The organism is Micromonospora chalcea, assembly GCF_002926165.1.
In the GTDB taxonomy this organism is placed as follows: Bacteria; Actinomycetota; Actinomycetes; order Mycobacteriales; family Micromonosporaceae; genus Micromonospora; species Micromonospora chalcea.
Genome location: NZ_MAGP01000156.1, coordinates 1 through 21,151 on the forward strand (window position 1 = coordinate 1; position 21,151 = coordinate 21,151).

Consider the following 21,151-nt stretch of genomic DNA (forward strand, 5'->3'; position numbering starts at 1 on the left):
CAAACAAGGCCTCACCAAGAAAGAGATCATCCGCTGCCTCAAGCGCTACATCATCCGCGAGGTCCACACCGCCCTCCTCGCCGACTACACCGCCCTCAACACCCCTTGACATCCATAGGAGCATCCGTCGGCGAACGGGCGACGTCTGCCTGATTCGCCCTTTTTGTGGTTGATTGTCGGCTTAGCATTCGGTCGGCTCCTGAGCCTGCAGACCATGGGGGAAACGTGGCCGTCGCCGCCGATACACGCCCGTCCCGCGCCACGACGGCCGGGCCGCCGGGCGCCCGCCCGATCGCGCCCGTCCCGCCCGGGACGCCGGCCGATCCGGACCGCCGGCAGCGCAACGTCCGCGCCCGCCTGGCGTACGCCCGCTGCGGCGCCGTCGCCGGTCCGCTGCGCCCGCCGCGCGGCCCGGACGCGGCGGTCGAGTTCCGCCCCACCGCCTCGGTGGCCGCGCGGGTGGTGCTGACGCTGCTGGTGCTCGTCAACAGCGCCGCCGGGCTCGTCTTCGTCGGCTGGCTGCTGCTGCCCGCAACCGTGCCCGGCCCCGGCGTGGTCGGGCTCGGCGGGTGGCAGACCGCCGCCGCCCGGCTCGCGTTCTGCGTCGTCGTCGGCGTCGAGCTGATCCGCCTGGCGCAGAACGTGGTGGTCTGGGTCTTCGCCTTCCACGCCCGGGACCCGGTGCCGGTCGACCCGCCGGTCGGCCTGCGGGTCGCGCTGCTCACCACCATCGTGCCGAGCAAGGAGCCGCTGGACGTCGCGGAGCGTACGCTGCGCCGGCTCCGGGAGATCGTCTACTGCGGGCACGTCGACGTGTGGATCCTCGACGAGGGCGACGACCCGGCGGTCCGGGCGATGGCCGCGCGGCTGGGCGTACGCCACTTCACCCGCAAGGGCCGGCCCGAGTACAACCGGCCCGACGGCGAGTTCCGGGCCCGGACCAAGTCCGGCAACCACAACGCCTGGCGGGCCGAGCACGAGCACCGCTACGACGTGGTCGCGAACGTCGACCCGGACCACGTGCCGCTGCCGAACTTCCTGGAACGCACGCTCGGCTACTTCCGCGATCCGGATGTGGCGTTCGTGGTGACGCCCCAGGTGTACGGCAACATGCACCAGAACTTCGTCGCCCACGGCGCCTCCGTGCAGCAGTACCTCTACAACGGCCTGATCGCCCGCGGCGGCAACGGCCTGGACGCGCCGCTGCTCACCGGCACCGGGCACCTCTACCGCCCGGCGGCCTGGCGGACCATCGGCGGCTACCAGGACTCGATCATCGAGGATCACCTGACCAGCATCCGCGTGCACGCCGCCGTCAACCCGGCCACCGGCCGCCGCTGGAAGGGCGTCTACACCCCGGACGTGGTGGCGCTCGGTGAGGGGCCGACGTCCTGGGCGGACTACTTCAACCAGCAGAAGCGCTGGGCCGCCGGGATCTGCGAGATCCTGCTCCGCCGCGAGATGCGTACGCCGCGCGACCTGCCGTCGCGCCGTCGCTGGCAGTACCGCCTGCTCCAGTTCTACTACCCGAGCGTCGCGGTGAGCCTGCTGCTGGGCAACGCCGCCACCGCGCTCTACCTGCTGACCGGCGTCGACGCGGGCCGGCTCGACCCGCAGGTGTGGGCGACGCTGTGGGGCACCACCGTCGGCACCTGGTTCCTGCTCTGGCTCTGGCTGCGGCGCTTCAACATCGCCCCGCACGAACGCGAGGAGGTGGGCATGGCCGGCATGGCGCTCGCCCTGTTCGCCGGGCCGGTCTACGTGGCCGCGGCGGCCGGCGCGCTGCTGCGCCGCCGGCTCGGCTTCGTGGTGACCGCCAAGGGGGCGCTGCGCACTGTGGAGTCCCTGCGCACGTTCCGGCTGCATCTGTGCTGGGCGCTGGCGGCGGCCGGGCTGCTCGCGGCGAGCTTCGCGCTCGGCCACGACTATCCGCTGCTGCGGATCTGGCCGGCGCTGACGCTGCTGACCGGGCTCGCGCCACCGCTGATCGCCTGGGTGGAGGGCCTGCGGGACCGCCGGCGCCGGTCGGCGGAGGCGGCGTGGAAGCAGCCGGCGGCTGAGGGCGGTGTCCCGTGCTGAGGCCGACCGCGCCCCGGGTGGGCCTCGCGCTGGCCGGGTTGCTGCTGCTCGCGTACGCCTTCGTGGTGGCGCCCGGGGCGTGGCGCGACCCGGGCACGGGCGCATCGGCGCACGGGCGCGTCCCGGCGACGCCGCAGGCGAGCGCCGGCGCGCCGGGCGGCGGCCTGTTCCCCCCGGCCGGGCAGGCGTTCTTCGGGGTGATGACCGACAAGGGACCGCACGACTTCGCGCCGGTCGACCGGTTCGTCGAGGCGGCCGGGCGGGCGCCGCAGGTGATGCTCTTCGGCGCCGACTGGGCGTCGGCCGAGTTCGACCGGAGCCTGTTCGACCGGATCGCCGAGCGGGGCATGATGCCCATGCTCGGCTGGGAGCCGTGGGACCACACGGTCGACCTGGCTGCCCGGCGCACCGGCCTGGCGGTCCGGCAGATCGACCGGCTCCGGGCCACCCAGCCGGACTACCGGCTGGACCGGATCGCGCGCGGCGACTTCGACGCCTACCTGCGGTCCTGGGCCGAGGGGGTCCGGTCGCTCGGCTACCCGGTCGCGATCCGCTTCGCGCACGAGATGAACGGCGACTGGTATCCGTGGTGCGAGCGGGCCAACGGCAACCGCCCCGGCGACTACGTGCGGGCCTGGCGGCACGTGCACGACCTCTTCGCCCGGGCCGGCGCCACGAACGTCACCTGGGTGTGGAGCCCGAACGCCCGCTGGGACAAGACGACTGCCGGGCTGACCGGGCTCTACCCGGGTGACGACTACGTCGACTGGGTCGGCGTCACCGGCTACTACGGCACCGGCGCGTTCACCAAGACGTACTGGTCGTTCGACCAGATCTTCGGCCCGACCATCGCCGAGATCCGCAAGGTCACCCGCAGGCCGCTGGTGGTCACCGAGACCGGCGCCGCCGACACCGCCGGACGCAAGGCCCGGTGGATCCGGGAGACGTTCGGCTCCCTGCCCCGGTACCCGGACCTGATCGGGCTGATCTGGTTCGAGGTGGACAAGGAGCAGGACTGGCGCATCGCCGGGTCACCCGCAGCGGCGACCGCGTTCGCCGAGGCGGTGGCCGGCGCGCGCTACGACGTGACCTGGTCGGCGACATCGAGGCCGCGCGCCGGGCCCTGACCCACCCTCCATGTCGGACGGTGCCGCTACTCTCCACGATCATGGATGAGAGAGAGCAGTTCCGGCGGGCGGCGATCGCGCAGGGCGTGCCCGAGGGCGAGGTGGCCCGCTTCGCGGAGCTGATCCGGTTCCGGATCCACGCCTGGCGGCGTGAGGACGGCGTGCACGCCGGGCGGCGGGGCGGGCGGCCGCGGCTGCCGGTGGGCGTGCCGTGGCCCACGTGCCCGGAGGGCTCTCCGTTGCCGTTCCTGCTCCGGCTCGACTGCGCGGCGCTGCCCCGGGTGCCCGACCTCGCCCTGCTGCTCGCCGGCACGCTGCTGTTCTTCCTCGACCAGGAGGGCGCACAGGACGTCTGCGGCATCGAGAACGAGAAGGCGTACGCGCGGGTCGTGTACGTCCCGGCCGGCGCCGAGACGGTGGACGGTGCGGACGTCCTACCCGCCGGGACCGACCTGGGCCGTTTCCTCGCCCCCGAGCACGAGATGTACGCCGGGCTCCAGGCGGAACTGCCGGACTGGCTGGACCGCTCGGAGGAGTGGCTGTGCGACACCCAGATCAAGCTGCTGCGCGACCTGCCGCACCGCAAGGAGATGGGCGCGCTGCTCGAGCAGCTCTGGCCGGAGCGGGACGGGTGGATTCAGCACGACGTCTTCGTCGGCGGCTACACCATCTCGGCGCAGGATCCGCCCGAGACGTTCATGACGGACCGGGAGCGGATGCAGCAGGCGAGCTCCCTGCCCCGCGCGGAGCGGCTGGTGGCTCAGTACGAGGAAGAGCAGCGGGTGGTGCGCGAGTGGGTGCCGCTGGCCCAGTTCGGCGTACCGGACGAGGAGTACGTCAACGCGCGGTTCCTGATCCGCCACGACGACCTCGCCGCCGGGCGGTTCGACAGGGTGCTGTCCTTCTGCGAGTTCACCGAGTGACAGCCGGGCCGGCCGCGGGGACCGGTGATTTCGCCGATGCGCGGCGCGCCGAAGGCATCGATGCTGACCCATGTCGATGTAATTCCGGCGCAAGGAGTGACCGACGTGCCCACCACCATCCGTTCCCGTACCCCCGTCCGTGCCCTGGCCCGGTTCGCCGTGGCGGCGCTGGCCGCCACCGGCGGCGCGCTCGCCGCCCCGGTCGCGGCGAGCGCCGCCAGCCCCTACGAGCGCGGCCCGGCGCCCACCAGCGCCATCCTGGAGGCCAGCCGCGGCCCGTTCGCCACCTCGTCGATCAACGTCTCCTCGCTGAGCGTGACCGGCTTCGGCGGCGGCGTCATCTACTACCCGACCAGCACCGCCGAGGGCACCTTCGGCGCGGTCGCCATCTCGCCCGGCTACACCGCCTCCTGGTCCAGCCTGAGCTGGCTCGGCCCGCGGATCGCCTCACACGGCTTCGTGGTGATCGGCATCGAGACCAACACCCGGCTGGACCAGCCGGCCAGCCGGGGCCGGCAGCTCCTGGCCGCGCTGGACTACCTGACCGAGCGCAGCTCGGTGCGCGGCCGGATCGACTCGTCCCGGCTCGCGGTGGCCGGTCACTCGATGGGCGGCGGCGGCAGCCTGGAGGCCGCGGCGGCGCGGCCGTCGCTGCAGGCCGCCGTTCCGCTGGCGCCGTGGAACCTGGACAAGACCTGGTCCGATGTACGGGTGCCGACGCTCATCATCGGCGGCGAGACCGACAGCGTCGCGCCGGTGGCGACCCACTCGATCCCGTTCTACAACAGCATCCCGGCGTCCTCGGAGAAGGCGTACCTGGAGCTGGACGGCGCGAGCCACTTCTTCCCGCAGACGACGAACACGCCGACGGCGAAGCAGATGGTGGCCTGGCTGAAGCGGTTCGTCGACGACGACACCCGCTACGAGCAGTTCCTCTGCCCCGGCCCGAGCGGGTCGGCGATCCAGGAGTACCGCAACACCTGCCCGAGCGCCTGAGCCCGCCCGCTGCCGGGGTGGTCGTCGCGACGACCACCCCGGCAGCATGTCCGCCTCTTTTCCGACGGGTTGCCCATCTGTGACACTGCATGCATGCTTTCTGCATCGACAGTGCATATTGCTCTGCGGGGCCGGGACGACGAGTGCGACGCGATCCGCCGGCTCCTCGACCGGGACTCCGGCGGCGCGCTGCTGTTCCACGGGCCGCCCGGCGCCGGCCGCAGCGCCCTGCTGGCGTACGCCCGCCGGTGGGCGACGGGACGCACGGTGCTCACCGGCGCCGGCCTGGCCGACGAGTCGACGCTGCCCTACGCCGGCCTGCACCGCCTGCTCGACCCGGTGCTGGACGCGGACACCGCGCTGCCGGTGCGGCAGCGCCGGCTGCTGCGCCGCGTGCTCGGCGGCGACGGCTGCCCGGCCGACCAGCGGCTGGCCCTCGCCGCGGCGGTCCGCTCCCTGCTCGCCGCCGTGGCCGCGGACCGGCCGCTGCTGTGCACGGTGGACGACCTCGACATCGGCGACCGGCAGAGCGCCTGGACGCTCGCCGTCGTGGCGCGCCGGCTGCGCCGGCTGCCGGTGGCGGTGCTGCTGACCGCCACCGCCCCGGCCACTGTCGACGGCGTGCCGGCGCACCGGCTGCGCCCGCTGGACGCCGACGAGTGCCACGCGATGCTCACCGACCGGGGGCACCGGCCGTCCGCGCCGGTGGCCGCCGCGCTGGCCACGCTCAGCGGCGGCAGCCCGGCGGCGCTGGCCGACCTGGCCGGCAGCCTCACCCCGGCCCAGTGGCGGGGCGAGGTGCCGTTGCCCGGCACGCCGCCGGTGGACGGCGCGCTCGCCGCCGCGTACCGGGCCCGCCTGGACCGGCTGCCGGCGCCGACCCGGCGGATGGTGCTGCTCGCCGCGCTCGACGACGCCGCCGACCCGGGCACGCTGGTACGCGCCGCCTGGTCCGCCGGTCTGACCGTGGAAGCGCTCGCCCCCGCCGAGGCGGCCGGGCTGCTGCGGACCGGGCCCGGCGGGGTGACGTTCCCGCACCCGCTCGCCCGCACGATGATCACCGCCGTCGCGCCGCTGGCCGACCTGCGCGCGGCGCACCTGCTGCTGGCCGGCACGCTCGCCGGCGGCCCGCTGGGCCGCGCGCTGCGCCACGCCACCGCCCCCGACTGCCCGGCCGACGTGCTCGCCGCCGAACTGACGGCGGCGGTGGACGGGGCGTCCGACCGCGCCGCCGCGGCCGCCGCGCTGCGCCGCGCCGCCGAGCTGACCGCCGATCCCGGGCGGGCCGCCGAACTGACGGTGGCGGCGGCCCGCTGCGCCTGGACCGCCGGCGACCCGGACCAGGCCCGGGGGCTGCTACGGCACCTGACCGCCGCGCCGCCCGCACAGGACCGGGCCGACCTGCTCCGCGGCGAGATGCAGCTGCGCTGCGACGCGCCCGCCGCCGCGGTCGCCACGCTGCTGGCCGCCGCCGACGCGGTCGCGCCGGCCGACCGGCGCTCCGCCCTGCTCGCGCTGGTCCGCGCGGGCGAGGCCATCTGCGTCACCGGCGACCAGTTCCGCTACGCCGAGGTGGCCCGCCGCGCGGAGGCGCTGCGGCGGCCCGGCGACCCGCCCGACCTGGACCTGCTGGCCACCTTCGCGGTGGGCGTCGGGGCGACCCTGCGCGGCGACCACGCCCGTGGCGGTCCGGCGCTGCGCCGGGTCGTCGTCCTCGGCGGCCGGCTGTCCGGGCCCGCGCTCACCCCGGGCGCGCTGGTCTGCGCCGCCGCGGCGGCGCTGCTGGTGGCGGTGGACGGGCCCGCGCACCGGCTCGCCGGCCGGGCGGTCGACGTGGCCCGCTCGCGCGGCGAGCTGTCCCTGCTGCCCCGGGCGCTGGAGCTGCGCGCCGTCGCCGAGTACTGGCTGGGCCGGCACGAGGCGGCGGCGGAGACCGCCCGCGAGGGCGTGCGCGCCGCCCGCGACACCGGCCAGCACGCCTGCGCCCAGGTGCACCTCGGCATCCTCGCGGTGCTGGCCGCGGTACGCGCCGACCGGGCCGGCGCGCTGGCCCGGATCGCCGAGATCGGTGACGGGGCCGCGCCGGGGAGCCGGCCGGACGCGTACGCCAGGTGGGCGCTCGGTGTGCTGGACCTCATCGACGGCCGGTACGCCGACGCGGTCGCCCGGCTGTCCACGCTGGCCCGCACCGGCACCGGGCGGGGGCAGGTGCTGGTGCAGGTGATGGCCACGCCGTACCTGGTGGAGGCCGCCGCCCACGACGGCGGGCGCCCGGCCGCCGCGCTCGCCGTGTTCGACCACTGGGCCAGCAGCACGGCCAGCCCGTCGCGGCGGGCCCTGGCGGCGCGCTGCCGCGCGCTGCTCGCGCCCCGGGGCGGCCCGGAGGCCGAACGGGAGTTCCACGCGGCGCTGCGGCTGCACCCGGCCGACACCGACCGGTTCGAGCGGGCCCGCACCGAACTGCTGTTCGGCCGCGAGCTGCGCCGCCGGCGCCGCCCCCGCGACGCCCGGGCCCACCTGCACCGGGCGCGGGAGACGTTCACAGTGCTCGGCGCGACCGTCTGGGCCGACCGGGCGGGCGAGGAGCTGCGCGCGGCGGGGGAGTCGGTCGGGCCGGCGCCGAACGGCCCGGAGCAGTTGCTGACCGGGCAGCAGCTGCACATCGCCCGGTTGGTCGCGCAGGGGGCGACCAACCGGGAGATCGCCACCCGGATGTCGTTGTCCACCCGGACCGTCGACCACCACCTGCGCAACGTGTTCCACCGGCTGGGTGTGCGCTCCCGCACCGAACTGGCCCGCCTGCTGGCCTGACCACCGGCCGCGCCCCGCCCCGCCGCGACCGTCGTCGGGCCGGGCCGCAGGCACGTCGCGCCGCGCCGGCCCCGCGACCGGCACGCCGTGACCGTACACACCCGCCACCCCTCCCCACCCCGGTCGCGGAGAGTCACGGGAGTGTCCGGCGAGGCGTGCGCACATGGCCGCCTTTGCTCTGCAGCCGCGTACGCATCGATCACTGACAGTGCTCGTTCGGGATCTTGCCGAAATCGGGCTGACCGTCCGGGCCGCAGGTCAGTGCAGTGATGCGCCAATGGCTGCAGAGCAAAGGCGGCCGAAAGGCCTGCCTGCCCGACCCCGACGCTCTCACGCTCGGTGAGGTCGACGCAGAGTGAGGCAGGTGGGGAATCCGTCTGCCGGCTGCGCCGGTCGCACGGCATCAGCACGGTCCCGACCGTCGTGGGCGCCGTCCCGGCGGCGTCACCGGGGCCGGACCTCCGGCGGGGCGACGGTGACGAGGTGGTGACGCGGGCTGCGGCAGGGTCGCGGCACGACGACGGCACGGTTCGAGGGGGCTGCATGATCAGGACGATGCTCCGGCTGCGCGCGCGCCCCGGGTGCGAGCCCGCCGTCGGGCCCGCGTTCGAGACCGTGGCGGGGCAGCTCGGCGCGCTGGCCGGCAACCTGCGGCACGAGCTGCTGCGCGACGCCCTCGACCCGCGCGGCTTCGTCGTCGTCACCGAATGGGCCGACGAGGCGGCGCTGAGCGCGTACCGGCGCGGGCCGGTGGCGGCCCGCCTGGCCGGCCTGCTCCAGCCGCTGACCGAGCCGGCCGACGGCCCCGGCTACCCGCTGCTGCGCGAGACCGGGGACGGCGAGGGCCCGGTCTACGTGGACGTCGAGCTGACCGTGCCGCGCGACCGGCTCGCCGAGTTCCACCGGGGCTACCCCGAGGTGGTACGGCGGATGACCGCGATACCCGGCTACCGCCGCGAGCAGCTGCTGCGCGAACCCGGCTCGGACATCCACCACATCTTCGCCGAGTGGGACGGCGCCGCGCCGTTCCTCGCCTGGATCAGCGACCCGGCCCACGCCTCCGCGCAGGCCGGACCGATCGCACCGTTCCTTCTCGACATCCGGCGCCGCCTGTTCCACGTCGTGCCCGACGCGGACGGCAGCAGTCACCCCACCACGGGCTGGGAGGCCGACGTGCACAGGACAACAGACGTACTCGTCGTCGGGGCGGGGCCCACCGGGCTGACCGCCGCCGTCGAACTGGCCCGGCGGGGCATCGACTGCCTGGTGATCGACAAGCAGGCCACCCCGCCCGGCCACGCCGACAAGGCGATCGGCGTGCACTGCCGCACCATGGAGATCTGGGAGGAGCAGGGCGTCGTCCGGGAGGCCATGGACGCCGGCATCTGGCTCACCGGCAACATGGTGTTCGTCAACGGCGCGCAGACCCACCGGATGAGCTGGGAGCTGCCCGGCCTGCCGTACGCCCACCTCGGCCTGCCGCAGTACGAGACCGAGCGCATCCTCACCGACCGGCTCGCCGCCCTCGGGGTGCGCCCGCGGCGCGGCGCCGAACTCGCCGACCTCACCCAGGACGCCGACGGCGTGACCGCCACCGTCCGCACCGCCGACGGCGGCACCGAGACGGTACGCGCCCGGTACGTCGTCGGCGCCGACGGCGCGCACAGCCGCGTCCGGGAGCAGCTCGGGCTCACCTTCACCGGCCGGCTCGGCCGGTTCCCGCAACTGTTCATGCTGGTCGACGTCGACGTGGACTGGGACATGCCGGACGGGCACCTGCTGCGGTTCCTGCACATGACCGACGGGCAGATGGACGGCATGCTCGTCTGCGTACCGCTGCGCGGCGAGCACCGCTACCGCATCGCCACCCTCGCCCCGCCCCGGTTCTTCGCCCAGACCGGCGGACGCGACGCCCCGCCCGGGTTCAGCGAGGAACTCGACGAGCCCACCATCGAAGACGTGCAGGCCGCGCTGGACCGCCTCGCGCCACCCGGCACCCGGGCGAGCAACCTGCGCTGGTCGTCGGTGTTCCGGATCAGCCACGGCATCGTCGACCGCTACCGCGACGGCCGGATCTTCGTCGCCGGGGACGCCGCCCACCTGCACCCGCCGGCCGGCGGCCAGGGCATGAACACCGGCATCCAGGACGCCTGGAACCTGGCCTGGAAACTCGCGCTCGCGGTACGCGGGCTCGCCGCGCCCGGACTGCTGGACAGCTACGAGACCGAGCGGCGGCCGGAGGGCGAGGAGATCGTCGGCCGGGCGGTACGGATGGCCGGCACCGAGGAGGTGGACCGCGCCGACCTGGAACGGCAGTTCCTCCAGGAGATGTCCATGCTGCTCAGTTACGCCGGCAGCCCGCTGGTCGGGGAGACCGTCGCCGACCCGGCCGCGCTCGGCGACGCCCCCCGCCCCGGCGACATCGCGCCCGACGTCGACGGGCTGCGCCGCCGCGGCGTCGGCCACCCGCTGCGGCTGCGTGACCTGACCCGGGGCACCCGGCACACGCTGCTGCTCTACGCCGACCGCACGGCCGGCGCGGAGGAACTCGCCGCGTTCACCGGCCTGTGCGCCGACGCGCGGCGGCTCGCCGGCGGGGAACTCGACGCGTACCTGCTGCTCGACCCGGACGCCGACGAACCGCGACTGCTGGACCCGCCGGTGGTGCGCGACGCCGAGCGCCGCTTCCGCGCCGGGTACGAGCTGGACGGCACCGGCCTGTACCTGATCCGCCCGGACGGGCACGTCGGCTTCCGGGGCGCGCCGGTCGACCCGGACGCGCTGCGCAAGCACCTGCACCTGGTGTTCGGGAGCGCGCGGTGAGCCGGGTCCGGACCGTGCTGGCGATGCGGACCCGGGAGGGGTGCGCGGAGCGCTTCGAGGCCGAATGGCTCAGCGCCGCCGAACAGATCCGCACCCTGGACGGCTGCCTGCACCAGGACCTGGTCCGTGACGCTGACGACCCGCGCAGCTACCTGGTCATCAGCGACTGGGCCGACCGCGAGCGGCTGGACGCGTTCGGCCGCAGCGAGCAGCGCGACCGGCTGCTGCGCGTCATCCGGGAGCTGCGCGAGTCCGCGGACCGGCACACCTACCAGGTGCTGCACAGCGTGGCCGGCGAGCCGGGGGAGGGGCGATGACCGACGACGTGATGCCGGCGAGCGAGCTGTACACCGACTCGTTCGCGGCCGACCCGTACCCCGCGCTGGCGCGGCTGCGCGCCGAGCGGCCGGTCTGCCCGGTCGGCTCGCCGCGCTTCGACTCCTGGCTGATCACCCGCTTCGACGACGCCCGCACCGCGCTGACCGACCCGCGCCTGTCCAAGGACCTGTACGGCCCGGACCAGCACTACCTGAAGATCTTCGGCCCGAACTCCGAGGGCCTGAACCGCAACATGCTCAACTCCGACCCGCCGGAGCACACCCGGCTGCGTCGCGTGGTGTCGCAGGCGTTCGCGCCACGGCGGATCGAGGCGCTGCGCCCCCGGGTGGCGTCGATCGTCGACCAGCTGATCGACAAGATGGCGCCGCACGGCGAGGCGGACCTGATGCACGAGTTCGCCATCCCGCTGCCGATGACTGTCATCTGCGAACTGCTCGGCGTGCCGCCGGCCGACCACGACCGGGTGCTCGACTGGACCCAGGTCATCCGCACCTCCGGCTCCACCAGCCGGCCGCCGGCGCAGGAACGGGCCGCGGTGCAGGAGGCCCAGCTGCGGCTGCACCACTACCTGGCCGGGCTGGTCCGGGCCAAACGCGACGACCCGGCCGACGACATCATCGCCGCGTTGATCCGGGCGGTCGACCAGGACGGGACGCTGTCCGAGGCGGAACTGGTCACCACCACGTTCCTGCTGCTGTTCGCCGGGCACCAGACCACCGCCGACTTCCTCGGCAACGCGGTGCTGGCGCTGCTCACCCACCCCGAGCAGATGGAACTGCTGCGCGCCACGCCGCGCCTGCTGCCGGCCGCGATCGAGGAACTGCTCCGGTTCGACGGGCCGCTGCCCGTGGCCAGCCCGCGCATCGCCACCGAGGACGTCGACTACCAGGGCGTACGCATCCCGCGTGGCGCGATCGTCGGAGTCGCAATCAACGCGGCCAACCACGACCCGGCGCACTTCGCCGACCCGGACCGGCTGGACCTGCGCCGCGTCCGGGGCCCGCACCTCGGGTTCGGGCACGGCGTCCACTACTGCCTGGGCGTCTCGCTGGCCCGGATGGAGGCCGAACTCGCGCTCGGCGCGCTGCTGCGCCGGCTGCCCGGACTGCGCCTGGGCGTGCCGCTCGCGCAGGTGCGCCGGCTCCCCGCCGCCTCGCCGTTCCGCGGCCTGCTGGAACTGCCTGTCACCTTCACCGCCTGACGGCGCCGCCGCCTCGCGCCGCCGCCCCCGTCGCAATCATCAAGGAGCAGTCATGGTCTTCCGCAACGTGATCGTCTGTCACATGGTCCCCGGCAGCGAGCAGATCGTCGGCGACGTGTTCGGCCACTACGACCAGGCCACCCGGCCGCAGGACCTGGGCGTCATCGGCCGGTACCTGCTGTCCCACCACGACCTCTACCTGCACGTGATCGAGCGGGAGCAGGACCCGCGGATCTCCGGGCAGACGCGCGGGCTGCCCGCCTTCCAGAAGATCGCCGAGGAGATCGGCCCGTACGTGACCCCGTACCCGCGCTACTGGAAGAACCCATCGGACTCGGTGGCGAAGGAGTTCTACCACTGGGCGCCCGAGGGCGAGCCGCCCGCCGACACCACGCTCACCGTCATCGTCGGGCGGATCAAGCCCGGCGCCGAGCCGGACGTGGCGCGGGTCTTCGCCGAGTCCGACGCCGGGTCGCTCCCGGCCGACCTCGGGGTCACCGGCCGCTGGCTCTACTCGATCGACGACGTCTACGTGCACCTGCTGGAACAGGAGACGTCGGCGGCCGAGGCCACCCGCGACCGGCACGGCGACAAGCCCGCCTTCGGCAAGGTGATGCAGGACCTCGGCCCGTACATCGAGCCGTACCGGCCGGAGAAGTGGCAGGGCCCGCAGGACTCCCTGGCCACCGTCTTCTACCGCTGGCAGGCCCAGGACTGAGCACGCCTCCGCGCACCCGCCCTCCGGGTGGCGGGAGCGCGGAAACGCCGCCCCCGCGACCGGCCGTACGCCAGGCTGGTGCGGGGGTGCCGGGTGCCGACGAAGGAGATCGTCCAGCACGTCGGGGCGCTGCTGGACCTGGCCGGGGTGCTGGTGATCGCGGTCGGCGTCGCGGTCGCCACAGTCGTGTTCGCGGTGCGCTGCGTCCGGACCCGGCAGGTGGTGGCGCACTACCGCGCGTACCGGCAGGGGGTCGGCCGGGCCATCCTGCTCGGCCTGGAGTTCCTGGTCGGCGGCGACATCATCCGGACCGTCGCGGTGTCGCCCACGTTCACCAGCGTCGGCGTGCTGGCGCTGATCGTGCTGGTCCGTACGTTCCTCAGCTTCTCCCTCGAGGTGGAGCTGGACGGCCGGTGGCCCTGGCAGGGCCGCCCTCCGGCGGACCGGCCGAGCGTCGGCGCCCGCCCCCAGCGCTGAACGTCGTACCCCTGCGGCAGCATGCCGGACATGGCGGAGTTCCGGATCGTGCGCGACGACGCGACGAGCCCGCAGGCGAAGGGCCCCAAGATCGTCGCGCATGTCTGCAACGATCTGGGCGGCTGGGGGAAGGGCTTCGTCCTCGCCGTCTCGCGGCGTTGGCCGGAGCCGGAACGCGACTACCGGGAGTGGCACCGGCACCGGGCCGGCAACGACTTCGGGCTGGGCGCCGTCCGGCTGGTTCGGGTCGCGCCGGATTTGTGGGTGGCCAACATGGTCGGCCAGCGCGGGATGCGCCGGGGCAGCTCTGGGCCGCCGATCCGGTACGACGCGGTGGAGCGTTGCCTGACGGCCGTGGCCGAGCACGCCGAGGAGCTGGGCGCCTCGGTGCACATGCCGCGCATCGGCTGCGGGCTGGCCGGTGGCTCGTGGCAGCGGATCGAGCCGTTGATCCGGCGGGCGTTGTCCGACCGCGGCATCCCGGTGACGGTCTACGACCAGTGACCTCCGTTGTCGCCCGGGTCATTTCACCGAGCCGATGTGGGCAGGTACCCCCAGGGGGTATGGTGGTGCGATGGAGCACGGACCCGGCCACCACAGCGACCACGGCGGCGCGCACGCCGGGCACGACCCGGAGCAGTTCCGCCGCCGATTCTGGCTGAGCCTGGCGCTGACCCTGCCGATCGTCGCCACCAGTCACATGGTGATGGACTGGTTCGGCTACTCGATCGACCTTCCCGGCGTGCGCTGGGTCGGCCCGGTGCTCGGCACCGTGGTCTTCCTCTACGGCGGCTGGCCGTTCCTCACCGGCGGCCTGCGTGAGCTGCGCGAACGCAGCCCCGGCATGATGCTGCTGATCTCGATGGCGATAGTCGTCGCGTACCTCGCCTCGGCCGCCACCAGCATCGGTCTGTTCGACCTGGACTTCTGGTGGGAGCTGGCCGCGCTGGTCACCATCATGCTGCTCGGCCACTGGCAGGAGATGCGGGCGGTCGGGCAGGCACGCGGCGCGCTCGGCGCCCTCGCGGCGCTGCTGCCCGACGACGCCGAGCGCCTGGACGACGCCGGGCGGCCGCATCCGGTGCCGGTCGGCGAGCTGCGGGTGGGCGACCTGGTGCTGGTGCGCCCCGGCGGACGGGTGCCGGCGGACGGGCGGATCGTCGAGGGCGCCGCCGAGCTGGACGAGTCGATGATCACCGGCGAGTCGCGGCCGGTGGCCCGCGCCGCCGGGGACCGGGTGGTCGCCGGCACCGTGGCCACCGACTCCACCCTCCGGGTACGCGTCGAGGCGGTCGGCGCGGACACCGCGCTGGCCGGCATCGGGCGGCTCGTCGCCGAGGCGCAGGCCTCCGGCGGGCGCGCGCAGGTGCTCGCCGACCGGTTCGCCGCGCTGCTGTTCTACCTGGCGGCGTTCGCCGGCCTGGCGACGTTCGCGGTGTGGGCGCTGCTCGGCGACCCCGACCAGGCGGTGGTACGCACCGTGACGGTGCTGGTGATCGCCTGCCCGCACGCGCTCGGCCTGGCGATCCCGCTGGTGGTGGCGCTGTCCACAGCGCTGTCGGCGCGCGCCGGCATCCTGGTCAAGGACCGGCTCGCGCTGGAGCGGATGCGCACCGTCGACACCGTCCTGTTCGACAAGACCGGCACGCTCACCACCGGCCGGCACACGGTGACCGGCGTGGCCGCCACCGGCGGGCTGGACTCCACGGCCGCCCTGGCCCTGGCCGGCGCGGTCGAGGCCGACAGCGAGCACCCGCTGGCCCGCGCGCTCGTCGCCGCCGCCGCCGACGCGCGGCCGACGTCCGACGCCGGGCCGACGTCTCCCGGGCCGACGTCTCCCGGGCCGACGTCTCCGACCGGGTCCGACGCCGAGCCCGGCCCGGCGCGTCCGGTCGCGCGCGGCTTCCGGGCGCTGACCGGCCGGGGCGTGCGCGCCACCGTGGACGGCGTGGACTGGGCGGTCGGCGGCCCGGCCCTGCTGCGCGAACTCGACGCCCCGGTGACGGACGACCTGGCCCGGGCCGCGCAGGAGTGGTCGGGCCGGGGCGCCGCGGTGCTGCACCTGGTCCGCCTGCCCGAGGGCGGGCCGCCGGAGGTGACCGCCGCGTTCGGGCTGGAGGACCAGGTCCGCCCGGAGGCGCGGGCCGCCGTGGCCCAGCTGCGCGACCTCGGCGTACGCAAGATCGTGATGATCACCGGCGACGCGCGCCCGGTGGCCGAGGCGGTCGCCGCCGACCTCGGGTTCCGGCCCGGCGTCGACGAGGTCTTCGCCGAGGTGCTCCCGGCCGACAAGGACAAGGCGGTGGCCGAGCTGCGCGGTCGGGGACTGACGGTGGCCATGGTCGGCGACGGCGTGAACGACGCCCCGGCGCTCGCGCGCGCCGACGTCGGGCTGGCCATCGGCGCCGGCACCGACGTGGCGATCGAGTCCGCCGGGGTGGTGCTGGCCGGCTCCGACCCGCGCGGCGTCGGCGGCGTGATCCGGCTGTCCCGCGCGTCGTACCGGAAGATGCGGCAGAACCTGGCCTGGGCGGCCGGCTACAACGTGGTCGCGATCCCGCTGGCCGCCGGTGTCCTCGCCTGGGCCGGGATCGCGCTCAGCCCGGCGCTGGGCGCGGTGCTGATGTCCGCCTCCACCATCGTGGTGGCGCTCAACGCCCAACTGCTGCGCCGGGTCCGGATCACCCCGGCCGACTGACCTGCAGTTCCGGTTCCCGAGCCGCCTTGAGGTTCGCGGATGCGAGCCACCATGCCCCTTCCAGCCCGCACCTGCGGGCCGCTAGGGTGAGCGCGTGACGGTGTTCCGGATCGGTGAGGCAGCCGAACTGCTCGGGGTCAGCGCGGACACGGTCCGCCGCTGGATCGACGCCGGCAAGCTGCCGGCCACCCGCGACGAGCACGGCCACCGGGTGCTCGACGGCGCCGACGTCGCAGCGTTCGTCCGCGCTCCCGGCCACCCCGAGCTGTCCTCGGCCCGCAACCGGCTGCGCGGCATCGTCACCGCCGTGGTCAAGGACACCGTGATGGCCCAGGTGGACATCCAGGCCGGGCCGTTCCGGGTGGTGTCGCTGATGAGCCGCGAGGCCGTCGACGACCTCGACCTCCAGGTCGGCGCCGTCGCCGTCGCCGTGATCAAGTCGACCACCGTCGTGGTCGAGCGAGCCACCCCCAGGGGAAGGACCAGCCCGTGACCGTACGGTGGATCCGCGCCGCCCTCGCCGGCGCGCTGGTGGCGGCGCTCGGCCTGACCGGCTGCGGCGACGCGGACGCCCCGGCCGGACCCGACGGCGCCGGCCCGGTGACGGTGTTCGCCGCCGCCTCGCTCACCGAGTCGTTCACCCGGCTCGGCAAGGACTACGAGGCCGCGCACCCGGGCCGTACCGTCCGGTTCAACTTCGGCGGCAGCTCCGGGCTGGCCACCCAGATCACCCAGGGCGCGCCCGCCGACGTGTTCGCCGCCGCGTCCCCGGCCACCATGAAGACGGTCACCGACGCCGGTGACGCCGCGGGCGAACCGGCCGTGCTGGTCCGCAACCAGCTCGTCGTGGCCGTACCCCGGGGTAACCCGGCCCGGGTCGGCGGCCTGGCCGACCTCGCCCGCCCCGGCGTCAAGGTGGCGCTCTGCGCCGAGCAGGTGCCCTGCGGCGCCGCCGCGCGCACCGCGCTCGACGCGGCCGGTGTGCGGCTCACGCCCGCCACGCTCGAACAGGACGTCAAGGGCGCGCTGGCCAAGCTGCGCCTCGGCGAGGTCGACGCCGCGCTGGTCTACCGCACCGACGTCCGCGCCGCTCCCGGGCTCGACGCGGTCGAGTTCCCGGAGTCCGCGCGCGCGGTGAACGACTACCCGATCGTGGTGCTGCGCGCCGCCGCCAATTCGGCCGGCGCCCGCGCCTTCGTCGACTTCGTCCGCTCCGACGCCGGGCTCGCCGTGCTCACCGCCGCCGGGTTCCAGGCGCCGCCCGGCGCATGAGCCGCACGGTACGCCGGCAGCGGGTGCCGATCGCCCTGCTCGTGCCCGCCGGGCTGGGACTGGCCTTCCTCGTCCTGCCGCTGGCCGGTCTGCTGCTGCGAGCCCCCTGGACGACGCTGCCCGGGCGGCTGACCGAACCGGGTGTGCTCACCGCGCTGCGGCTGTCGCTGGTGACCGCCACCGTCGCCACGCTGCTCTGCGTGGCGCTCGGCGTACCCCTGGCGTGGCTGCTGGCCCGGGTGGAGTTCCCCGGGCGGCGGCTGGTCCGGGCGCTGGTCACGGTGCCGCTGGTGCTGCCGCCGGTGGTCGGCGGCGTGGCGCTGCTGCTGGTCTTCGGCCGGCGCGGGCTGATCGGCTCGTGGCTGGACGAGACGTTCGGGGTGACGCTGCCGTTCACCACCGCCGGGGTGGTGCTGGCCGAGGCGTTCGTGGCCATGCCGTTCCTGGTCATCGCCGTCGAGGGGGCGCTGCGCGGCGCCGACCCCCGGTACGAGGAGGCCGCCGCCACGCTCGGCGCCGGGCGGTTCACCACGTTCACCCGGGTCACGCTGCCGCTGGTCGCCCCGGGCGTGGCGGCCGGGGCGGTGCTCTGCTGGGCCCGCGCGCTCGGCGAGTTCGGCGCCACCATCACGTTCGCCGGCAACTATCCGGGCCGCACCCAGACCATGCCGCTGGCTGTCTACCTGGCGCTGGAGACCGACCTGCAGGCCGCGATCGTGCTGAGCCTGATCCTGCTCACCGTCTCCGTGGTCATCCTCGCCGCGCTGCGCGACAAGTGGGTCGGCAGCACATGACCGCGCAGCTGGACGCGCATCTGGCCGCCGAGCGGGACGGGTTCACCCTCGACGTGCGGCTGCGCATCGCCGCCGGTGAGGTGGTGGCGCTGCTCGGCCCCAACGGCGCGGGCAAGACCACCGCGTTGCGGGTGCTCGCCGGGCTGCACCCGCTCACCGCCGGGCACCTCACGCTCGACGGCGCCGACCTGGACCGGCCGGACCGCCGGATGTGGACGCCGCCGGAACGGCGGCCGGTCGGCGTGGTGTTCCAGGACTACCTGCTGTTCCCGCACCTGAGCGCGCTGGACAACGTGGCGTTCGGGCCGCGCCGCCGGGGCGCCGACAAGCGGGCCGCCCGCGCCCGTGCCCAGGAGTGGCTGGACCGGGTCGGTCTCGGCGACCAGGCCCGGCGCCGGCCCCGGCAGCTCTCCGGCGGGCAGGCGCAGCGGGTCGCGCTGGCCCGCGCGCTCGCCGTGGACCCGGCGCTGCTGCTGCTGGACGAGCCCTTGGCCGCGCTCGACGCCCGGACCCGGCTGGACACCCGCGCCGAACTCCAGCGCCACCTCGGCGCGCATCCCGGCGCGACACTGCTCGTCACCCACGACCCCCTCGACGCGCTGGTGCTCGCCGACCGGCTGGTCATCGTGGAGCACGGCCGGGTGGTGCAGGAGGGTGACGCGGCCACCGTCACGGCGCGGCCACGCACCGACTACGTGGCCCGGCTGGTCGGGCTGAACCTGCACCGCGGACGGGCCGACGGCCACACCGTCACCGTCGGTGAGTTGACGCTCACCACCGCCGACACCGTCCACGGTGACGTGTTCGTCGCGTACCCGCCGGCCGCTGTGGCGCTGCACCCGTCCCGGCCCGAGGGCAGCCCGCGCAACGTCTGGGCGGCCACCGTCACCGGCGTGCAACGCCACGGCGACAACCTGCGCGTGCAGCTGGCCGGGCCGGTCGAGGTCGCCGCCGACGTCAGGCCCGCCGCCGCGGCCCATCTCGGACTGATCCCCGGCCGGCCGGTCTGGGCGGCGGTCAAGGCAGCCGAGACGCGCGCCTATCCGGCGTGACAAACACCGCTGGTCGCGGCATGTGTGCAGGTGAGAGGTTTGATCTGCGCTCAACCGGTCACTGGGACGGTAGCGACGACGCAAAGGGGGACACGGTGCCCGACATGATCCGCAACAGGTCCAGTCAGGACGCCGACCTGCCACGGGGAGTCACCGACCCGTTGCTCTGGCGGGCCGCGTACGACGTGGCCGTCGCGCACCGGCCCGACGAGTCCGGCCGGTGCGAGAGCCTGCTGTGTGACGGTCAGGTAGCGCCGTGCGACGCGCTGACGGCGGCCCACCGGGCGATGGAGCTGGCCGGGGACCGGCACGCCGACCGGGCCGAGCCGGAAACGTGGCGTACGGAGCAGCGGCGGCGCGCCGCCTGAGCATCGGGTCGCGGGCGGTTCGAACCGTTGACGCCCCGCTTCCGTGTTTATGATCGACAACTCGGTCGGAATGCGGGGAAGAGGAGAGTTCGTGACGGTAGACGCCCAGGCGTTCTGGCTCCGCGCTCCCGGCGAGGGCGAGATCCGGCCGGTCCGCGTCGCCTCGCCCGGCCCGGGTGAGGTGCTGGTGCGTACCCGCTTCTCCGGCGTCAGCCGCGGCACCGAGACGCTCGTGTTCGCCGGCCGTGTCCCGGCCGACCAGCACGCCGCGATGCGCGCGCCGTTCCAGGAGGGCGACTTCCCCGCCCCGGTCAAGTACGGCTACCTCAACGTCGGCACTGTCGAGGCCGGCGACGAGCGGCTGCTCGGCCGTACCGTCTTCTGCCTCTACCCGCACCAGAGCGCGTACGTGGTCCCGGCCGACGCCGTGACCGTCGTGCCGGACGGCGTGCCGGCGCAGCGCGCGGTGCTGGCCGGCACCGTGGAGACCGCGGTGAACGCGCTGTGGGACGCCGCGCCGCTGGTCGGCGACCGGGTCACGGTGATCGGCGGCGGGATGGTCGGCTGCGCGGTCACCGCGCTGCTGGCCCGCTTCCCCGGCGTCCGGGTCGAGCTGGTCGACGCCGACCCGGCCCGCGCCGACGTGGCCGCCGCGCTCGGCGCCGACTTCGCCGCGCCCGCCGACGCGGCCGGCGGTCGCGACCTGGTGGTGCACGCCAGCGCCACCGCCGACGGGCTGCAGCGCGGTCTGGAGCTGCTGCGTCCCGAGGGCACCGTGCTGGAGCTGAGCTGGTACGGCGACCGGCCGGTCACGCTCGCGCTCGGCGGCGCGTTCCACTCCCGACGGCTGCGCATCCGCAGCAGCCAGGTCGGCACGGTGTCGCCCCGGCGCGCCGACCGCAGCTACGCCGACCGGCTCGCCCTGGCCCTGGACCTGCTCGCCGACCCGGCGTTCGACGCGCTGCTCACCGGCCGGTCCCGCTTCGACGACCTGCCCGACGTGCTGGACCGGCTCGCATCGGGCCGTCTTCCGGCGCTGTGCCATCTCATCACCTACGGCGAGGAGTGAACGTGTTCAGCGTGACCGTCCGGGACCACATCATGGTCGCCCACAGCTTCCGCGGCGAGGTGTTCGGCCCGGCTCAGCGGCTGCACGGCGCGACGTTCGTCGTCGACGCCACGTTCCGCCGGCCGGAGCTGGACGACGACGGGATCGTGGTCGACATCGGGCTGGCCACCGAGCAGCTCAAGGCCGTGCTCGGCGAGCTGAACTACCGCAATCTCGACGACGAGTCCGCCTTCACCGGGGTGAACACCACCACCGAGGTGCTGGCCCGTACGGTGGCCGACCGGCTCGCCGACGCGGTGACGGCCGGCCGGCTGGGGGAGGGGGCGCGCGGCCTGACCGGGATCACCGTCACCCTGCACGAGTCACACATCGCCTGGGCGAGCTACGAGCGGTCGCTCTGACCG

19 protein-coding genes are annotated in these 21,151 nt (G+C 74.9%); all 19 read left to right on the plus strand.

Going from position 1 to position 21,151, the window contains the following annotated elements; all coding sequences use genetic code 11:
- Window positions 1-225 precede the first annotated feature (225 nt).
- The 19 genes from BAW75_RS27145 (at window position 226) to BAW75_RS27235 (ending at window position 21,148) form a co-directional block, all read left to right on the plus strand.
- Window positions 226-2,079 (plus strand): glycosyltransferase family 2 protein, encoded by a 1,854-nt coding sequence (locus tag BAW75_RS27145; protein WP_104115382.1) that lies wholly within the window; start codon window positions 226-228, stop codon window positions 2,077-2,079.
- Entirely contained in the window at window positions 2,073-3,206 is a 1,134-nt protein-coding gene (locus BAW75_RS27150) for a glycoside hydrolase family 26 protein (protein ID WP_104115384.1), read from the plus strand. Before BAW75_RS27145 ends, BAW75_RS27150 begins: the two co-directional genes overlap by 7 nt.
- 41 nt (window positions 3,207-3,247) lie before the next feature.
- Window positions 3,248-4,129, plus strand: a complete 882-nt coding sequence (locus tag BAW75_RS27155) for a DUF1963 domain-containing protein (protein ID WP_104115385.1) — start codon at window positions 3,248-3,250, stop codon at window positions 4,127-4,129.
- Window positions 4,130-4,234: 105 nt separating this feature from the next.
- On the plus strand, window positions 4,235-5,125 hold the full coding sequence (locus BAW75_RS27160) for an alpha/beta hydrolase family protein (protein WP_104115406.1): 891 nt from the start codon (window positions 4,235-4,237) through the stop codon (window positions 5,123-5,125).
- A 93-nt stretch (window positions 5,126-5,218) separates the two neighbouring features.
- Window positions 5,219-7,936, plus strand: a complete 2,718-nt coding sequence (locus BAW75_RS27165; protein WP_104115387.1) for a helix-turn-helix transcriptional regulator — start codon at window positions 5,219-5,221, stop codon at window positions 7,934-7,936.
- 555 nt (window positions 7,937-8,491) lie between these two features.
- A complete protein-coding gene (locus tag BAW75_RS27170) occupies window positions 8,492-10,759 on the plus strand; it encodes an FAD-dependent oxidoreductase (RefSeq protein WP_244206287.1) in 2,268 nt (755 codons plus the stop codon).
- Window positions 10,756-11,076 (plus strand): putative quinol monooxygenase, encoded by a 321-nt coding sequence (locus tag BAW75_RS27175; RefSeq protein WP_043323424.1) that lies wholly within the window; start codon window positions 10,756-10,758, stop codon window positions 11,074-11,076. The genes BAW75_RS27170 and BAW75_RS27175 overlap by 4 nt, the downstream gene beginning before the upstream one ends.
- On the plus strand, window positions 11,073-12,299 hold the full coding sequence (locus tag BAW75_RS27180) for a cytochrome P450 family protein (protein WP_043323426.1): 1,227 nt from the start codon (window positions 11,073-11,075) through the stop codon (window positions 12,297-12,299). The genes BAW75_RS27175 and BAW75_RS27180 overlap by 4 nt, the downstream gene beginning before the upstream one ends.
- Window positions 12,300-12,351: 52 nt before the next feature.
- Window positions 12,352-13,017: a TcmI family type II polyketide cyclase gene (locus BAW75_RS27185; RefSeq protein ID WP_043323429.1), complete on the plus strand. Its 666-nt coding sequence runs from the start codon at window positions 12,352-12,354 to the stop codon at window positions 13,015-13,017.
- Window positions 13,018-13,110: 93 nt separating this feature from the next.
- Entirely contained in the window at window positions 13,111-13,494 is a 384-nt protein-coding gene (locus BAW75_RS27190; protein WP_043323431.1) for a DUF1622 domain-containing protein, read from the plus strand.
- Between the two features lie 30 nt (window positions 13,495-13,524).
- Window positions 13,525-13,998 (plus strand): macro domain-containing protein, encoded by a 474-nt coding sequence (locus BAW75_RS27195; RefSeq protein WP_104115407.1) that lies wholly within the window; start codon window positions 13,525-13,527, stop codon window positions 13,996-13,998.
- A 70-nt stretch (window positions 13,999-14,068) separates the two neighbouring features.
- Window positions 14,069-16,192, plus strand: coding sequence for a heavy metal translocating P-type ATPase (locus BAW75_RS27200; RefSeq protein WP_104115390.1), 2,124 nt, complete (start codon window positions 14,069-14,071; stop codon window positions 16,190-16,192).
- 94 nt (window positions 16,193-16,286) lie between these two features.
- Window positions 16,287-16,685 (plus strand): TOBE domain-containing protein, encoded by a 399-nt coding sequence (locus BAW75_RS27205; protein WP_043323433.1) that lies wholly within the window; start codon window positions 16,287-16,289, stop codon window positions 16,683-16,685.
- On the plus strand, window positions 16,682-17,464 hold the full coding sequence (modA, locus tag BAW75_RS27210; RefSeq protein WP_104115392.1) for a molybdate ABC transporter substrate-binding protein: 783 nt from the start codon (window positions 16,682-16,684) through the stop codon (window positions 17,462-17,464). The genes BAW75_RS27205 and modA overlap by 4 nt, the downstream gene beginning before the upstream one ends.
- Window positions 17,461-18,258 carry an ABC transporter permease gene (locus BAW75_RS27215; protein WP_064445678.1) on the plus strand — a complete coding sequence of 266 codons (798 nt, stop codon included), beginning with the start codon at window positions 17,461-17,463 and terminating at the stop codon, window positions 18,256-18,258. The genes modA and BAW75_RS27215 overlap by 4 nt, the downstream gene beginning before the upstream one ends.
- Window positions 18,255-19,310: an ABC transporter ATP-binding protein gene (locus BAW75_RS27220; protein WP_104115394.1), complete on the plus strand. Its 1,056-nt coding sequence runs from the start codon at window positions 18,255-18,257 to the stop codon at window positions 19,308-19,310. The genes BAW75_RS27215 and BAW75_RS27220 overlap by 4 nt, the downstream gene beginning before the upstream one ends.
- Window positions 19,311-19,414: 104 nt before the next feature.
- Window positions 19,415-19,678, plus strand: coding sequence for a hypothetical protein (locus BAW75_RS27225; RefSeq protein WP_205796395.1), 264 nt, complete (start codon window positions 19,415-19,417; stop codon window positions 19,676-19,678).
- Window positions 19,679-19,727: 49 nt separating this feature from the next.
- Window positions 19,728-20,747: a zinc-dependent alcohol dehydrogenase gene (locus BAW75_RS27230; protein ID WP_409073333.1), complete on the plus strand. Its 1,020-nt coding sequence runs from the start codon at window positions 19,728-19,730 to the stop codon at window positions 20,745-20,747.
- 2 nt (window positions 20,748-20,749) lie between these two features.
- Window positions 20,750-21,148: a 6-pyruvoyl trahydropterin synthase family protein gene (locus tag BAW75_RS27235; RefSeq protein WP_043323437.1), complete on the plus strand. Its 399-nt coding sequence runs from the start codon at window positions 20,750-20,752 to the stop codon at window positions 21,146-21,148.
- Window positions 21,149-21,151 lie beyond the last annotated feature (3 nt).

Coding starts and splice junctions, on each gene's coding strand:
- BAW75_RS27195 (WP_104115407.1), top strand. CDS start 13,525: ATGGCGGAGTTCCGGATCGTGCGCGACGACGCGACGAGCCCGCAGGCG.
- BAW75_RS27185 (WP_043323429.1), top strand. CDS start 12,352: ATGGTCTTCCGCAACGTGATCGTCTGTCACATGGTCCCCGGCAGCGAG.
- BAW75_RS27215 (WP_064445678.1), top strand. CDS start 17,461: ATGAGCCGCACGGTACGCCGGCAGCGGGTGCCGATCGCCCTGCTCGTG.
- BAW75_RS27170 (WP_244206287.1), top strand. CDS start 8,492: ATGCTCCGGCTGCGCGCGCGCCCCGGGTGCGAGCCCGCCGTCGGGCCC.
- BAW75_RS27225 (WP_205796395.1), top strand. CDS start 19,415: ATGATCCGCAACAGGTCCAGTCAGGACGCCGACCTGCCACGGGGAGTC.
- BAW75_RS27200 (WP_104115390.1), top strand. CDS start 14,069: ATGGAGCACGGACCCGGCCACCACAGCGACCACGGCGGCGCGCACGCC.
- BAW75_RS27165 (WP_104115387.1), top strand. CDS start 5,219: ATGCTTTCTGCATCGACAGTGCATATTGCTCTGCGGGGCCGGGACGAC.
- BAW75_RS27230 (WP_409073333.1), top strand. CDS start 19,728: ATGATCGACAACTCGGTCGGAATGCGGGGAAGAGGAGAGTTCGTGACG.
- BAW75_RS27220 (WP_104115394.1), top strand. CDS start 18,255: ATGACCGCGCAGCTGGACGCGCATCTGGCCGCCGAGCGGGACGGGTTC.
- BAW75_RS27155 (WP_104115385.1), top strand. CDS start 3,248: ATGGATGAGAGAGAGCAGTTCCGGCGGGCGGCGATCGCGCAGGGCGTG.
- BAW75_RS27180 (WP_043323426.1), top strand. CDS start 11,073: ATGACCGACGACGTGATGCCGGCGAGCGAGCTGTACACCGACTCGTTC.